The following is a 15,087-nucleotide window of genomic DNA, read 5'->3' on the forward strand; positions in this document are numbered from 1 at the left end:
GGAGAGTGCAGCAGTACGAACTCGCGGTGCTGCCCGGTGACGGGATCGGCAACGAGGTCATGCCCGAGGCGTTGCGCGTGCTCGACGTGGTCGGCGCGAAGTACGGCGTGCGGTTCGCCTACCAGCACTTCGACTGGAGCTGTGAGACCTACAAGAGCACCGGCGCGATGATGCCCGCCGACGGGCTGGACCGGTTGCGCGACCACGACTCGATCCTGCTCGGCGCGGTCGGCTGGCCCGGCGTGCCCGACCACATCTCGCTGTGGGGCCTGCTGCTGCCGATCCGGCGCGAGTTCGACCAGTACGTCAACCTCCGGCCGGTGCGGTTGCTGCCGGGCGTGACGCCGCCGGTGCGCGACAAGCAGCCCGGCGACATCGACTTCTGGGTGGTGCGGGAGAACACCGAGGGCGAGTACTCGCAGCTGGGCGGCAGGCAGGGCGAGGGCACCCCGACCGAGATGGTGCTGCAGACCGCGGCCTTCACCCGGCACGGCACCGACCGGATCATGCGCTACGCGTTCGAGCTCGCGCGCCGCCTCGGCAAGCCGCACGTCACCTCGGCGACCAAGTCCAACGGCATCTACCACTCGATGCCCTACTGGGACGAGCGGTTCGCCGCGATCGCCTCGGAGTACCCGGACGTCACCGTCGACCAGGACCACATCGACATCCTGTGCGCCCGGTTCGTGATGTCCCCGGAGCGCTTCGACGTGGTGGTCGCCAGCAACCTCTTCGGCGACATCCTGTCCGACCTCGGACCGGGCGTGACCGGCACGATCGGGGTGGCGCCGTCGGGCAACATCAACCCCGAGCGCACCTACCCGTCGACGTTCGAGCCGGTGCACGGTTCCGCCCCGGACATCGCCGGGCGGGGCATCGCCAACCCGATCGGCCAGATCTGGTCGGCGGCGATGATGCTGGACCACCTCGGCCTGCCCGAGGCCGGTGCCGACGTGGTCAGCGCGATCGAGCGCGTCCTGGTCGACGAGACGGCCCCGCTCACCCCGGACCTCGGCGGCGGGGCGACCACCGAAGACCTGGGCAAGGCGATCGCCGAGGCCGTCGAGGGCTGAAGCCCGTCTCCGGTGGTCCTGCCACCGGAGACGAGTCCTCAACCGGAGATCCGGGTGGCGGCGGCCAGCAGGACGTCCTCCGCCCCGGGGCGGCCGATGAGCTGGAGACCGACCGGGAGCCCGCCGATGGCGCCCGCGGGGATCGACACCGCGGGCGATCCGGCGAGGTTCCACGGTTTGGTCAGCCCGATCAGCGCGCCGCGCACGTTCACGTCCGCGCCATCGACGGTGATCTCGCGGCGGTCGATCTCGGTGGCGACGACGCAGGTCGTCGGCATGGCGAGCAGGTCGACTCCGGACAGCAGCTCGTCGACGTCGCCGCGCCACCGGTCGCGCGCGGCCAGCGCGCGCACGTGCTGCCAGCCCGCGGTCCGCGCCGATTCCCGCAACCGCCCCAGGACGTCGTCGGTGAACAGCTCCGGGTTGTCGGCCACGCGCTCGGCGTGGTTGGCGTAGGCCTCGCTGTACTGGATGCCCAGGAATCCGCGGTGCACGACCTCCGGATCGCGGATGCCGAGGTCCTGCACCGGGATTCCGCTGGTCTCCAGCGCGGCGCGGGCGATCCGGGTGACCTCCGGGTCCGTCGGGTGCAGCGAGTTCGGGTCGATCCACCCGATGTTCGCGATGTCGCCGCGTTCCCGGCTGGGTGCGTCCCGGAGTCCGGCGAGGACCCGGTAGCCGGTGCGGCAGTCCTGCGGGGTGCGGGCGAGGACTCCGACGTGGTCCAGCGACTGCGACAGCGGGAACACCCCGCCGGTCGGGATCGCGCCGTACGCCGGTTTGAACCCCACCACCCCGCACAGCGCGGCCGGGATGCGCACGGATCCGCCGGTGTCGGTGCCCAGCGCCAGCGGCACCATCCCGGCCGCGACCGCGGCACCACTTCCGCCGCTGGAACCGCCGGTGATGCGGGTGGGATCGTGCGGATTGCGGGACGGGCCGTTGTGCGCGCTGTCGCCGGTGGGGCCGAACGCGAACTCGTGGGTGGTGGTCTTGCCGACCAGCACCGCGCCGCCCGCGCGCAGCCGCTGCACGCATTCGGCGTCCGATGTGGACACGTGGTCGGCGAAGTGCGCCGAGCCCATGGTGGTGGGCAGTCCGGCGACCTCGATGATGTCCTTGACCGCCACCGGGATGCCGTGCAGCGGTCCGCGGTCCTGGCCTTCGGCCAGTTCGGCGTCGGCCTTCTCCGCCGCCTGCACCGCTCCTTCGCGGTCGACGGTGACGAACGCGTTGAGCGCAGAGTCGAACTGCTCAATGGCGTGCAGCGCCGCTCGGGTGAGTTCGACGGCGCTGGTCTCACCGGCGCGCAGCTGGTCGGCGAGTTCGGTGATCGTGCGGTTGCTGAAGAATCCCGCTGGGCTGTGCCGGCTCAACGTTCGCGCACCCCTCTCCCGGTGATCGCCGCGGCGCGGCGTCCGGATCATCCTGCGCTCGGATCGCGAAGTCCGTCAACGCTTCGGCGTCCCGCAGATCCCGGAACGGTCCCGGAACCGCCGCCAGGTCCCGGTGGGGCCCGCGCTGCACGATCCGCCCGGCGTCGAGCACCACGATCTCGTCGAACTGGTCGAGGCAGGCCAGGCGGTGCGTCACGATGATCGTGGTGCGCCCGGTCCGGGTGCGCAGGACGCGGGTCAGGACTTCGTCGGCGAGCTCCGGTTCCAGCGCCTCGGTCGGTTCGTCGAGCAGCAGCACGTCCGGCTCGGCGAGCAGCGCTCGGGCCAGCAGGAGGCGTTGGCGTTGCCCGCCGGAGAGCGGTTGTCCGGCTTCGCCGACGAACGTGTCGAAACCCGCTGGTCGGCTGCGGATCCAGTCGAGGAGCCCGGCCTGCGCAGCCGCCCGTTCGCACCGGGTCTGGTCGGCGTCCGGCGCGGCGAGCAGCAGGTTCTCCCGGATGGTGGCGCTGAAGACGTGCGCGTCCTGCGTCACCGCGCGGGTTTCCGGTCGTTCGACCCGGCCGGCCGACGGCGGTACGAGTCCGGCCAGGACGCCGAGCAGGGTGCTCTTGCCCGCTCCGCTGGCGCCGACGACGGCGACCGTCCGACCGGGCTCGACGGTCAGATCCACGTTGTTCAGCGCTGGTCGGTCGTAGTGCACCGACACGGCGTGGAGCGCGAGGTCCTGCGAGTTCGGCTTCGGCAGCGCGATCGGGGGTGCGGCCAGGAGTTCTGCGATGCGACGCAGCGCCGGGAAGTGTTCGGTCCACCGGCGGGCGGCGTCGGTCAGCGGAAGAGCGGTTTCGAATGCCGCCAGCGCGAGGAATCCCACCACGGCCACGCTCGTCTGCGGTACACCGGCGAGCAGCGCCATCCACGTCACGCCCACTGCCGTCACGCCCTGCACCAGGATCCCGGCCGCGAACAGCGCACTCGAGCTGCGGGCCGCTGCTCCGTCGCGGCGCCGCAGCCGTGCGGCGTGCTGTTCGGCGCGCGCCGCGGCGGCGGGAAGTGCGCCGAAGGCAGCCAATTCGCGTGCGCCGTCCACGAGATCTCCGGCAGCGACGGCGAGTTCGGCTCGATCAGCGGCGGTGCGATCACGACGTCGAGGCGCGAACAACGGCAGCACCAGCCCCGCGACCAGCAGTCCCGCAGCCAGCACGACACCGCTGGTCGTGGCCACGATGGTGCAGGTGATGACCGAGCCGGTGGCGACGACCAGCGCGATCGCCGCCGGCGACAGGCAGCGCAGCAGCAGTTCCTGCACGCTGTCGACGTCGGAGACCAAGCGGGACAAGGCATCTCCGTCGCGCAGTGCGGGCCGCCCCGCCCTCGCGCGGAACACCTGCGGGCGCAGCCGCGCGACCACCCGCAGCGCGGCGTCGTGCCCGGCCAAGCGCTCCAGGTACCGGAACGCGCCGCGAGCCAGCGCGCAGGCGCGGACCCCGACGATGGCCAGGCTCAACGCGGACAGTGCCGGTTGTTCGGACGCGCGGGTGATGAGCCAGGCCGCCAGCGCCATCAGGCCCACCGCGCACAGCTCGGCGATCACTCCGGCAGCTACTGCGGCCACAACCCGAGGCCAGCGGAACAGCGCCACTGGGCCGCCTCTCCGCGATTCACAGTGGTGGTTGCGCACGGGGTCAAACTCGCGCTTTGCGTCACGGTCCCCTGAGGTGCGGTCGAGCAACACTCGGGTTGGCACACGACCCCTCATCTCGCCACCTCCAGTGGCTCCACCACAGATCCGTTGCACAGGCGGATCACACGGTCCACCACCGAAAGCAGTGCTGGCCGGTGTGCCACCAGGATCGCCGTCTTGTCGTGCAGCACTTCTGTGGCCGAGGCCGTCAGCGCTGCTTCGGAGTGCAGGTCTAGGCGTGCCGTCGGCTCGTCCAGCAGGACGATCGGTGCGTTCTTGAGGTAGGCGCGGGCGATCGCGACGCGCTGTCGCTGGCCGGCTGAGAGTTCAGCAGCCCGGTCGCCGAGCTGCGCCTGGTAGCCCGCTGGATGCTGCTCGATGAACTCCGCAGCGTGCGCCGCCTGCGCGGCCGCCTGGACTTCCGCCATCGAAGCACCAGCTGCGCCGAGGCGAATGTTGTCCGCGATCGTCCCGGCGAACAGGTGCGGGTGCTGCGGCACCCACGCGAGCTGGCGACGCCAGTCGTCCAGATCGAGTTCTCGCAGGTCGACACCGTCCACCAGAACACGTCCGGAGGTCGGCTGGACGAATCCGAGCAGCAGGTGCAGGACCGTCGACTTGCCCGCGCCGCTGGGCCCGACCAGCGCGACCCGCTCCCCCGGCCGCACCACGAACGACACGCGGTCCAGCACCGGATCCTCGTGTCCTGGGAAGTGCACGCTCACGTCCTCGAAGCGGATCTCCCCCGCAACGACCCGCTGCGTCCCGCTCCGTTCGGCGAGCGGCTGATCCAGGACTTCGAAGACCTGCTCAGCGGCTGCCATTCCCTCGGCAGCGGCGTGGAACCTGGTGCCGAGCGCCCGCAGCGGCAGCAACGCCTCCGGCGTCAGCAGCAGGACCACCAGAGCCGTGGTCAGGTCCACGCCGCCGGACAGCAGCCGAAGCCCCACCGGCACCGCGACCAGCGCAACCGCCAGCGAGCACACCAGTTCCAGCACGAAACCGGACAGGAACGCCACCCGCAGCGCCCGCATCGTCGCCGAGCGGTGCTCGTCGGCCATCCGCGCGATGACCGCTTCCTGGTGCTCAGCCCGCCCGAACACGCGCAGCGTGCTCAAGCCGGCCAGCACGTCCCGGAAGTGCCCGCCGAGCCGCTGCAGGTGCGCCCACTGGTGCGTGGTCACGTCCTTGGTCCGCAGTCCGATCAGCACTCCGAACAGCGGGATCAGCGGAATCGTCAAGGCCGTGATCAGCGCCGACGGCCAGTCGACCAGCCCCAACCGCACCAGCACGATCGGCGGCACGACCGCCACGAGCGCCAGCTGCGGGACCACCCCGGTGATCGCCGGCTCCAACGCGTCGATCCCCTTGGTGACCAGCGTGCTGAACGCCCCGCTCGACCGCTGCGCCGCAGCGCGCTCGAACAGCGCGCTGCGCAGATCGGCCTTGAGATCAGCTGCGGCGTGCTGAACGACGGCACTGCTGCACCAGGCACTGACCGCACGCAGTGCCACGGCACCGGCGAGCCACGACAGGTAGCCGGCATCGAGCTCGGCGATGGCGCGCGCGAGCAGGTCTGCCTGCGCGATGATGAGCCCGGCCTGCACCAGTGCGAGCAGTGCCACCGCGATCCGGGTTCGCCGCGCGATGAGGCGCAGGAGTCGTTTGCTCACAGGTACGACGGCCTTTCCACGCGTGCCCGGAACATCCACCACACGCCCGCCTGCGCGGCGATCAGGAACGGCGTGAGCACCAGCGTTGCGGGCAGCAGAAGTGCGAGCGTGCCGGGATCGGCCGCGTTCTCCGCCAGCGGGAGCCGGAACCCGACCGCCGAGCACAGCAGCGCCATCGCCCCAGCGGTGAGCGCGAGTCCCTGCCACTGCCCGCAACGCCCGAACAAAACACCTGCGCGCTGGTGCGGCGGTCCGGACAGCCGGAGCCGGGCGAAAGCCAAGCCGTGCAGGGCGAACAGCGTCGCGATCGCGGCTGCGGCCAGCACCGCGCCGGGCCCGGTGGCGATCTCGTGGATCTGGCCCGCAAGCAGTCCGGCGAACATCCAGCCCCAGCTCAAGGCCACGCCCCAGCTGCCGCCGGTGATCGCTGCATCGCACACCGCCCGCCACGCGCGAGCGCCTGCCCGCCCCCGCAGCCACAGCCCCATGTCCCGCACGATCCAGCTAGTCAGCAGCAGGACCACGGCCGGGAACAGACCGGTGAGCAGTTCGCCTTCCAGCGCGGGAAAAGCGCCGACCAGGATTCCCGCGGTCGCCACCAGCCACACCTCGTTGCCGAGGAAGAACGGGGCGATGGCGGTGATCACCATCCGCCGTTGCCGCGCGTCCCGCCCCAGCACGGGAAGCAGCATCCCGACGCCGATGTCGGCGCCGCCGAGCAGGAAGTAGCCGAGGGCGAACACGCCCAGCACAGCGATTGCCAGCAGTTCCACGTCTCGCTCCTCACAGCGCCGCGGTCATCGGACGGGGTTCTTCGGGCGCCCGACCCAGGGCGACCGCATCGGGTCCGCGGACGGCCTGGCGCAGCAGCAGCCACCAGTTGACCACCAGCAGCAGTCCGAAGAGGACGGTGAACACCAGCAAGGACGTCCGCATCGCCGCCGGGGACACGTCGGAGACCGCGTCCTCGACGCGCAGAACACCGTTGATCACCCACGGCTGGCGGCCCGTCTCGCGGAACACCCAGCCCGAGATCATCGCGATGAAGGGCAGCGGGATCGCGGCCACCAGCGCCAAGTGCCACAACCGGAATCGCCGCACCACCGGTTTGAAGAACGCGATCAGCGCGCTGGGCACGACCAGGTACAGCAGCAGAGCGAAGGCCAGCAACATCAGGACACCGCCCGTCCTGACCCAGGCCTCCGGAGGTACGTAGTCGCCGGCGCCGAAACGGGCGGCCTGCTCGGCTTGCAGCGCAGCGATCTGCGCGCCGTCCCGCTCGAAGACCGCGGACTTCATCGGCTGCACCGCAGCGATCTGCTGGAACTGCACCCCGCCGAACGTCGCCGCCACGAACAGCGCGGGCAGCGCGGTGAACAGGCCGATCCGCAGCGACTTGGTGAACAGCTCCACCTCGGCGGTCCGGCGGAACAGGTGCAGCGCGCTGATGCCCGCCAGGAAAACCCCTGCGGTCAAGAGGGATCCGCTCAGGATGTGCCAGAACGCCGTCGTCGCGGACGGGTTGGTCAGCACCGCCCAGGCATCGGTGAGCCGCAGTTGGTCACCGGCGCGTTCGTAGCCGACGGGGTTCTGCAGGAAGCCGTTGGTCACCAGGATCCAGTACGCCGAGGCGTAGGCCGTGAGCGCGACGACCCAGATCAGCCCGAGGTGCACCCACCGGTTCAACCTGCCCCAGCCGAAGATCCACAGCCCGAGGAACGTCGACTCGAGGAAGAACGCGACCAGCGCCTCCATCGCCAGCGAGGACCCGATGACGTTGCCCGCCGCGTGCATCAGCCCGCTCCAGGCGAGCCCGAACTGGAACTCCATCACCAGCCCGGTGACGATGCCCACCGCGTAGTTGATCACGTAGAGCTGGCCCCAGAACCGGGTCATCCGCTCGTGCACCGGATTCCCGGACAGCGTCGCCGCGGTCTGCACGCACGCGACCAGCGTCGCCAGCCCGATGGTCAGGGCGACGAACAGGAAGTGGCTACCGGCGGTCAGGGCGAACTGCAGGCGCGCCAGATCGAGGGTTTCGGGATCCATGCCACCAGGCTGGCCGCGCAGCCCCGATCGGACGTCCGGCTGCGGAGGGCACTTCGGATACCGCGCCGGTCGTCCCCTAGGGGCGCTCCCCTACACCCGGAGTTGCGCCGCTCAGGTCAGCCAACCAGGGGCGATCAGGGCCGACTCGTAGGCCAGCACCACCAGTTGCGCCCGGTCGCGCGCGCCGAGCTTGCTCATGATCCGGCTGACGTGGGTCTTCGCCGTCGCCGGGCTGAGCACCAGGCGTTCGGCGATCTCGTCGTTGGACAACCCGCGCGCCACCTGCACCAGCACCTGCCGTTCGCGGTCGGTCAGCGCCTCCAGCCCGGGGCTGGGCGCGGGCCGTTCGCTGCGCGCGGCGAACTCGGCGATCAGCCGCCGGGTGATCGCCGGCGCCAGCAGCGCATCGCCGCGCGCCACCACCCGCACCGCGTGGATCAGCTCGGTCGGTTCGGTGTCCTTGACCAGGAATCCGCTCGCCCCGGCGCGCAACGCCGCGTAGACGTGGTCGTCCACGTCGAAGGTGGTCAGGATGATCACCTTCACCGCGGGCAGCCGCGGGTCGGTGCAGATCCGCCGCGTCGCCTCCAACCCGTCCAGGCCGGGCATCCGGATGTCCATCAGCACGACGTCGGGGCGCAGCTCGCCGGCGCGGAACACCGCCTCGGCACCGTCAGCGGCCTCGCCGACGACCTCGATGTCGTCCTCGCCGTCCAGAATGGACCGGAACCCGGCGCGCACCAGCGTCTGGTCGTCGGCCAGCACCGCGCGGATCACCGGGCACCCCGCCACGGCAACCGAGCCCGCACCTGGAAACCTCCGGCCGGAAGGGCATCAGCGGCGAACTCCCCGCCCAGCGCCCGCGCGCGCTCGTCCATCCCGCGAATCCCGTTGCCCCGCTCGTAGTCCTGCTCCGGCACTGCCGTCCCGTCGTCGTCGATCCGCACCCGGACATCCCGGTCGGAGTAGCTTATGCGCACGCAGGCCGTGCGCGCGTCGGTGTGCCGAGTCACGTTGGTCAGCGCCTCCTGCACGATCCGGTACCCGGCGAGGCCGACTTCCGGCGGGAGCGGCCGGACCTCGCCGTCGACCTCGACGTGCACCGCCAGCCCGGCGGTGCGGGCCTGCGCGACCAGGTCGTCCAGCCGGTCCAGCCCCGGTGCGGGCGCGGTCGGTGCGGCCTCGTCGACCTGCCGCAGCACGCCGAGCGTGGCGCGCAGGTCGCGCAGCGCGTCCTTGCTGGCCTGCTTGATCGAGGTCAGCGCCGGTCCGGCCTGCTCCGGATCGGCGTCCAACCGGTGCAGCGCGGCGCCGGCCTGCACGTTGATCAGCGAGATGTGGTGGCCGAGCACGTCGTGCAGCTCCCGCGCGATGCGCAGCCGCTCCTCGCTGGCCCGCGAGCGCGCTTCCTCTTCTTTCTCCCGCTCCACAGCCCGCATCCGCTCGTCCGCTTCGCGCAGGTAGGCCCGCCGGTTGTGGACCAGACCGCCGATCGCGACCGCCGCGACCAGCCAGCCCGCGAACAGGTACAGCGAGGTGTCGTCCAGGTGCCGGACTCCGCTGGCCACCTCGCCGTAGCCGACGAGCAGCATCGCCACCACCGCGAGCAGAACCGCGACCGCCGTACGCCCCTCAGCGGCCACGGTGCACAAGGCGACCGCGAACGCCAGCATCAGCGGACCGTCCAGCGAGCTGAGCGGGTAGTAGACCGCGCATCCCACCAGCGTCACCAGCGCGACCGGAACGGGGAACCGCCGGCGGAACGCCAACGCCGCGCAGGTGCCGAGTACCAGCACCACGTCGAGCAGCCGGACAACACCCTGCTCGAACGGGAACCTCAGCAGTCCGGCCAGCAGCACCGCCACGGCGATCAGCGCCGCCACCGCGACGTCGACCACGACGATGGGCACCCGCCGGGAAACCGTCATGCCCGGAAGAATAGGGGTTTTCCGGACCTCGTCAGCAGACCGCGCGCGACGATCTCCAGCGCGACCAGGATCGCCACCGACTCCACCGCCAGCAGCGCCACCAGCACGTACAGCTGCACCACCCCGGCCTGCACCGGCGTCGCACCGCCGAGCAGCATCCCGACGAACGCACCGGGCAACGTCACCGTGCCCACGGTCCGGGTCTGGTCGAGCGCCGGGACCAGCGCACCGCCCGCCGACGGCCGGGCGATCTCCAGCCGGGCGAGCCGGTCGGTCATGCCCAGCGACAGCGCTGCATCCACCTCGCCCCGCCGCTGGTGCAGCTCGTCCAACAACCGCTTCCCGGCCAGCGCGGTCGCGACCATCGCGCCACCGATCAGCTGCCCCACCAGCGGGATCAGCACCAAACCGGTCAGCGGCACCGCACCGGTGACGACCAGCAGGCCCACTGCGGGCGCGACACCCGCTGCGATCGGCAGCCCGGCCCACAGCCAGCTCCGGTCATCGGTGATCCGCCGGCCCGCGGTGTGCGCGGCCACCACGAACATCAGCACGATGAACAACGCCGCCAGCGCGGTCGACTCGACCAGGTAGGCGATCAGCAGCGACACCACGGCCAGCTGCACCGCACCGCGCACCCCGGCGAACAGCACGTGGTGGAAGCGGGCCAGCCGACCGAGCCCGGAAACCGCTGCGGCGGCGATCAACAGCAGCGCGATGGCCACACCGAGTGCCGGTGTGACCGGGATGGATCCAGATGACACCGCCCGACTCTAGGCCGCTCCGCGACCGCGGCGCCCGCCGGTCAGCGCGGGCTGTCGAGCAGCTCCACCGGCTCGGTGATCACGTCGACCAGCGCTCCGTTGCGGGTCACGGTGATCTGCAGCGGGCGGCCGATGGCCTCGGCGAACATCAGCCGCTGCAGCCCCTGGGCGTCGCGGACCGGGTTGCCGCCCGCCGTGAGCACGAGGTCGCCGCGGTGGAGTCCGGCTCGCTCGGCCGGGCTGCGCCGGACCACGTCCACCACGCGCAAGCCGGTCTGCTGGCCGGTGCGTTCGACCAGCTCGTCGGGCAGCGGCGCGGGTGTGGTCACCAGCCCCAGGTAGGCGCGCCGGACCCGACCGTGGCGGACCAGCGAATCGATGATGCGGCGGGTGGTGGCGTTGATCGGGATCGCCAGGCCGAGCCCCACCCCGGCGACCGCGGTGTTGACCCCCACCACGACTCCCCGCGAATCGGCCAGCGCCCCGCCGGAGTTGCCGGGGTTGAGCGCCGCGTCGGTCTGGATGACGTCCTCGATGATGCGGGCCGCCTGTCCGCTGCGTGCCGGCAGCGACCGCCCGAGCCCGCTGATCACGCCCGCGGTGACCGAACCGGCCAGCCCGAGCGGGTTGCCGACCGCGACCACGAGCTGCCCGACCACCAAGCGGTCGCTGTCGCCCAGCTGCACCGGCGGCGGCGTCTCCCCCACCGCCCGCACCACCGCCAGGTCCGACAGCGGATCGGCGCCGACCACGGAGAACGGCGCATCGGATCCGTCGGCGAAGCGCGCGGTCCCGCCATCGGCCGCCCCGACGACGTGCGCGTTGGTGAGCAGGAAGCCGTCCTCGGTGAACACCACGGCCGACCCGGTCCCCTCCCCGCGTTCCCCGGCCAGGTGCAGGCTCGCCACGCTCGGCATGATCGTGCGGGCCACCTCGGCCACGGTGCGCGAGTAGCCGTCCAGGGCGTCGAACGGATCTTGCGGATTCCCGGCCATCACGACCTCCAACCGGAGTTGTGTGCCAGCGCAACGCCGCGGGACACCCCCGGATTCCCGCCGTTCGCCGTCGGCTTACCCGGCGCGCATCCGCGCCGCGGATTATTGAGTGGACCGCCCAGAACGCGCGCGGAGATGATCAGGGCATGACGAGCACCCCGACCGCGGAACACGTGGCGGCGCTGGTGTCGGACGCGCTGGCGCTGTCCGGCCCGCTCAGCCCGGTCGACGAAGGCGGCGAGCACCTCTCGTGGTTCTTCGGCGAGCACCACGTGGTGCGCATGGCCCCGGATCCCGAAGCCGGCGAACGGCAGCGGCGCGAACTGGCGCTGCGCGACCTGCTCCGCGGCCGGATCGGCATCCCCCTGCCCCGCTCGGCAGCCAGCGGGGAGTGGGCACCGGCGCTGGCCTTCACCGTCGACGAGCGCTTGCCCGGTGCGTCCGCCGAGGTCCGGCCGGTGGGCGCCTCCGGTGAGCGGGAGCTCGCCGCGATGTTGGCCGCGCTGCGCTCGACCGAGGTACCGGCCGAGCTCGGCCTGCCGACCTCACCTCGGCGCGATGTCCCAGAACTGGTGCGCACCGCGCAGGCCGCCGCCGATCGCCTCGCCGCGAACGGGCAGGTCCAGGGCAGGTTCACGCCGGATGCAGCGGCGGTCGGCCCTGCCCCCGAGGTGGCCCTGCTGCACGCCGACCTGAAGGGCGAGCACCTGCTGGTCGACGAGCACGGCTCGGTCTCCGGGGTGCTGGACTGGACCGATGCCGCGCTCGGCGATCCGGCGACCGACATCGCTGGCCTGGCGATCTCCGTCGGGTCCGCCGCGGCCGTGCGCATCGCCGAGCGCGCGGGCTATTCCGCCGACACGAACGCCCGCGGGCTCGTCTTCGCCCGCTGCGACACCCTGATCCGGCTGGACGACCGGCTCCACGGCGCCGACGACAGTCCGGAACGGCTGCTGCGCGCCCAACTCCGCCGCGCCTGGGAACCGGTTCCGGGCGACTGCGCCTGAAAGACCACCGGGGAAGACCGTTCCAGCGGATAAGGTCGGATCGTGTTCACGGTTGCTGCCCCAATCGCCACCGATCGCCTGCTGCTGCGGCCTTTCATCCTCGACGACACCGACGACGTCTGGGCCTACCAGCGCAAGCCGGACGTCGCCCAGCACCTGCTGTGGGAGGCCCGCGACCGCGAGCAGACCGGAGCCGCGGTCGAGCGGATGACCCGCGAGAACGCGCTGAGCGAGGACGGCGACTGCCTGAGCCTGGCGGCGGTCCTGCCGGAGACCGGGCAGGTCATCGGCCAGGTCGAGCTCGTCCTGCTCAGCCGGGCGAACCGGCAGGGCGAAGTGGGCTACATCTTCAACCCCGACTTCCAGGGCAAGGGCCTGGCCACCGAGGCCGCGCGGGCCGTGCTGCGCCTCGGGTTCGACGAGCTCGACCTGCACCGCATCATCGGGCGATGCTCGGCGCACAACCTCGCCTCGGCCAAGCTGATGGAGCGCCTGGGGATGCGCCGCGAAGCGCACTTCGTCGACAGCATGATCATCAGGGGCACCTGGCGCGAGGAACTCGTCTACGCGATGCTCCAGCGCGAGTGGCGCGCGAACAGCTGACCAGGCACGCGGCTCGCCCGCACCGGTGGATTCCCGTCACCCCGGGGACTGGCGCGCGTCAACCCGGGCGGCGAACCTGCCGAAGCTCCCGGCGACGGACACGCCTACCCCGGGATTCAACTATGCGCGGCAGGAGTGCGGACCACCGGCGGCACGGGAGAACCCCGACGCCCACCAGATTGCTCAGCTTGACCGGCGCGCTCGCGATCGCTGCCGGATTCCTGGCACCGACCGGGCACGCCGAGGAACCACTCGAGTGCGGCCCTTCCCCGGTGCCCGCGTTCTTCACCGACGAGGCACGCCAGCTTCCGGTCGCCGAGCCCGACGCCCCGGGCCACTACACCCTCACCGCACGCCTGGGACGCCACTCGTTCCACAGCGAATGGCCCGCAGTGCCGACGCTGGGCTACCACGCTCCCGGTGCGCCGGTGCAGTACCTCGGGCCGACCATCGCCACCGAGCGGGGCAAGCCGATCGACGTGACGGTGGTCAACGGACTCCCGCCGGCCGGTACCCCGATCTTCCCGTTCGACCAGCCGGACAACGACAACAACATCACCGCGCACCGGCACGGCGGACTGCAACTGCCCGCCAGCGACGGCGTGCCCGACCCGATCCAACCGGTGATCCCGCCGGGCGGTTCGAAGACCAACCACTACCCGAACGCCCAGGCCGCGGCGCCCCTCTGGTACCACGACCACGACCACCACAACACCTCGTACCACGTCTACGAAGGCCTGGCGGGCTTCATCCCCAACACCGACGAGACCGAAGCCGCGCTCCCGCTGCCCAAGGGCGACTTCGCCAAGCAGTACGCCATCCAGGACAAGAAGTTCAACGCCGACGGCTCGCTGTGCTACAGCCACGCCGACCCGGAGTTCCTCGGCGACCTCCCCGTCGTCAACGGCACCGTGGCGCCGAAGCAGACCGTCGAACCCCGGCGCTACGCCTTCACCCTGCTCAACGCATCCGACACGCGTTCCTACCGGCTCAGCCTCCGGCAGACCGACGGCCGCTCGGCGGACCGGCCCGCGATGACGGTGGTGGGCAACGACTCCGGCTACCTCCGGCGCCCGGCGCCGGTCGACGAGCTGCTCATCGCGCCGGCCGAGCGGTACGTCGTGGTCGTCAACTTCACCGGGCACGAAGGGCAGAACTGGGTGCTGGCGAACAACGCGACCGCGGTGCTCGGCGCGATGAACGACGTTGACCCCAGCGGAGGTGGGATCTCGCAGCTGATGCGGTTCGACGTCGGGGCCGGGGTGAGTTCGCCGGATCGGTCGTCTGTTCCTGCTGTGCTCGTCGAGGATGCTGCTCCAGTGTCGGCGCTGGTGGACGGGGCTCGGCTTCGGACCGTGCAGGCGGCGGAGGTCGTGGACGGTCATCCTCAGCTCGGGGATCGGGATCGGTTGTACAAGTACCTTGATCCGGTTACCGAGACTCCTCAGCTCGGGTCGGCGGAGGTTTGGGCTATGCGGAACCGATCGCCTGATGCGCATCCGATCCATGTGCACGAGGCCGCGTTCCGGTTGATCGGGCGGTGGCGGGTTGGGCAGTGGGACTCGGACGGTCTGCCTGTGCCGGGGACGATCGGGGCGTTTGAGCCGGCTCGGGCTTACGAATCCGGGCCCAAGGAGACCTTCGTTTCTCCGCCCGGGTACATCACCGCTTGGGTTGGGCGGTTCACCATTCCCGGGACCTCGGTGTGGCACTGCCACATCCTCTCGCACGAGGACGGGGAGATGATGCGGCCTTTGGCCGTTGGGGATGCACCTCAGACCCAGCTTCCGGTGGTTCGGGGGCTGTCGGGGGTGGACCGGTTGGTCTGGCGGACCACGTCGAAGGTGGTCTCGCGGTCACCGGAGGAAGCCGTGACGTCCAGGAAGGTCAGCTCGTCGGCACCTTCGGCGTCGTAAG

Annotated in this window: 12 protein-coding genes and 2 pseudogenes; 4 read left to right on the forward strand and 10 right to left on the reverse strand. The window is 71.3% G+C overall.

Annotated elements, in window-relative coordinates; translation table 11 throughout:
- Positions 1 to 5: 5 nt before the first annotated feature.
- A complete protein-coding gene (locus ABTZ89_RS08400; RefSeq protein WP_351041800.1) occupies positions 6 to 1,073 on the forward strand; it encodes a tartrate dehydrogenase in 1,068 nt (355 codons plus the stop codon).
- Between the two features lie 38 nt (positions 1,074 to 1,111).
- On the opposite strand, the gene ABTZ89_RS08405 is transcribed toward ABTZ89_RS08400, so the two are convergent.
- The 9 genes from ABTZ89_RS08405 to ABTZ89_RS08445 form a co-directional block, all read right to left on the reverse strand.
- Positions 1,112 to 2,449, reverse strand: coding sequence for an amidase (locus ABTZ89_RS08405; protein ID WP_351041803.1), 1,338 nt, complete (start codon positions 2,447 to 2,449; stop codon positions 1,112 to 1,114).
- On the reverse strand, positions 2,373 to 4,082 hold the full coding sequence (gene cydC / locus ABTZ89_RS08410; RefSeq protein ID WP_351041806.1) for a thiol reductant ABC exporter subunit CydC: 1,710 nt from the start codon (positions 4,080 to 4,082) through the stop codon (positions 2,373 to 2,375). The genes ABTZ89_RS08405 and cydC overlap by 77 nt, the downstream gene beginning before the upstream one ends.
- 140 nt (positions 4,083 to 4,222) lie before the next feature.
- Entirely contained in the window at positions 4,223 to 5,824 is a 1,602-nt protein-coding gene (gene cydD / locus ABTZ89_RS08415) for a thiol reductant ABC exporter subunit CydD (RefSeq protein ID WP_351041809.1), read from the reverse strand.
- Entirely contained in the window at positions 5,821 to 6,597 is a 777-nt protein-coding gene (locus ABTZ89_RS08420) for a cytochrome d ubiquinol oxidase subunit II (protein ID WP_351041811.1), read from the reverse strand. Before ABTZ89_RS08420 ends, cydD begins: the two co-directional genes overlap by 4 nt.
- A 10-nt stretch (positions 6,598 to 6,607) precedes the next feature.
- A complete protein-coding gene (locus tag ABTZ89_RS08425) occupies positions 6,608 to 7,873 on the reverse strand; it encodes a cytochrome ubiquinol oxidase subunit I (protein WP_270949951.1) in 1,266 nt (421 codons plus the stop codon).
- A 111-nt stretch (positions 7,874 to 7,984) separates the two neighbouring features.
- The gene (locus ABTZ89_RS08430; protein WP_270949953.1) at positions 7,985 to 8,650 is read right to left on the reverse strand and encodes a response regulator; all 666 of its coding nucleotides are present in this window, start codon (positions 8,648 to 8,650) and stop codon (positions 7,985 to 7,987) included.
- Complete coding sequence (locus ABTZ89_RS08435; protein ID WP_351041816.1) at positions 8,647 to 9,801, reverse strand: sensor histidine kinase; 1,155 nt, start codon at positions 9,799 to 9,801, stop codon at positions 8,647 to 8,649. The genes ABTZ89_RS08430 and ABTZ89_RS08435 overlap by 4 nt, the downstream gene beginning before the upstream one ends.
- Positions 9,798 to 10,565 carry an ABC transporter permease gene (locus ABTZ89_RS08440; RefSeq protein ID WP_351041819.1) on the reverse strand — a complete coding sequence of 256 codons (768 nt, stop codon included), beginning with the start codon at positions 10,563 to 10,565 and terminating at the stop codon, positions 9,798 to 9,800. Before ABTZ89_RS08440 ends, ABTZ89_RS08435 begins: the two co-directional genes overlap by 4 nt.
- Positions 10,566 to 10,606: 41 nt before the next feature.
- The gene (locus tag ABTZ89_RS08445; RefSeq protein ID WP_351041822.1) at positions 10,607 to 11,560 is read right to left on the reverse strand and encodes a S1C family serine protease; all 954 of its coding nucleotides are present in this window, start codon (positions 11,558 to 11,560) and stop codon (positions 10,607 to 10,609) included.
- Positions 11,561 to 11,706: 146 nt separating this feature from the next.
- Here ABTZ89_RS08445 and ABTZ89_RS08450 point away from each other — a divergent pair, with 146 nt between their 5' ends.
- From ABTZ89_RS08450 to ABTZ89_RS08460, 3 genes and pseudogenes are all read left to right on the forward strand, one after another.
- Positions 11,707 to 12,567 carry a phosphotransferase family protein gene (locus ABTZ89_RS08450; RefSeq protein WP_351041825.1) on the forward strand — a complete coding sequence of 287 codons (861 nt, stop codon included), beginning with the start codon at positions 11,707 to 11,709 and terminating at the stop codon, positions 12,565 to 12,567.
- Between the two features lie 42 nt (positions 12,568 to 12,609).
- Positions 12,610 to 13,170, forward strand: coding sequence for a GNAT family N-acetyltransferase (locus tag ABTZ89_RS08455; RefSeq protein ID WP_351041828.1), 561 nt, complete (start codon positions 12,610 to 12,612; stop codon positions 13,168 to 13,170).
- A gap of 122 nt (positions 13,171 to 13,292) precedes the next feature.
- Positions 13,293 to 14,927 (forward strand): annotated as a pseudogene (locus ABTZ89_RS08460) (multicopper oxidase family protein); the annotation flags it as partial.
- A gap of 65 nt (positions 14,928 to 14,992) precedes the next feature.
- Here ABTZ89_RS08460 and ABTZ89_RS08465 read toward each other — a convergent pair.
- A pseudogene (locus tag ABTZ89_RS08465) lies at positions 14,993 to 15,087 on the reverse strand (imidazole glycerol phosphate synthase subunit HisF); the annotation flags it as partial.

The sequence above is a fragment of the Saccharopolyspora sp. NPDC002686 genome, assembly GCF_040295745.1.
In the GTDB taxonomy this organism is placed as follows: domain Bacteria; phylum Actinomycetota; class Actinomycetes; order Mycobacteriales; family Pseudonocardiaceae; genus Saccharopolyspora; species Saccharopolyspora oryzae.

Coding starts and splice junctions, on each gene's coding strand:
- ABTZ89_RS08445 (WP_351041822.1), bottom strand. CDS start 11,560: ATGGCCGGGAATCCGCAAGATCCGTTCGACGCCCTGGACGGCTACTCG.
- ABTZ89_RS08425 (WP_270949951.1), bottom strand. CDS start 7,873: ATGGATCCCGAAACCCTCGATCTGGCGCGCCTGCAGTTCGCCCTGACC.
- ABTZ89_RS08450 (WP_351041825.1), top strand. CDS start 11,707: ATGACGAGCACCCCGACCGCGGAACACGTGGCGGCGCTGGTGTCGGAC.
- ABTZ89_RS08435 (WP_351041816.1), bottom strand. CDS start 9,801: ATGACGGTTTCCCGGCGGGTGCCCATCGTCGTGGTCGACGTCGCGGTG.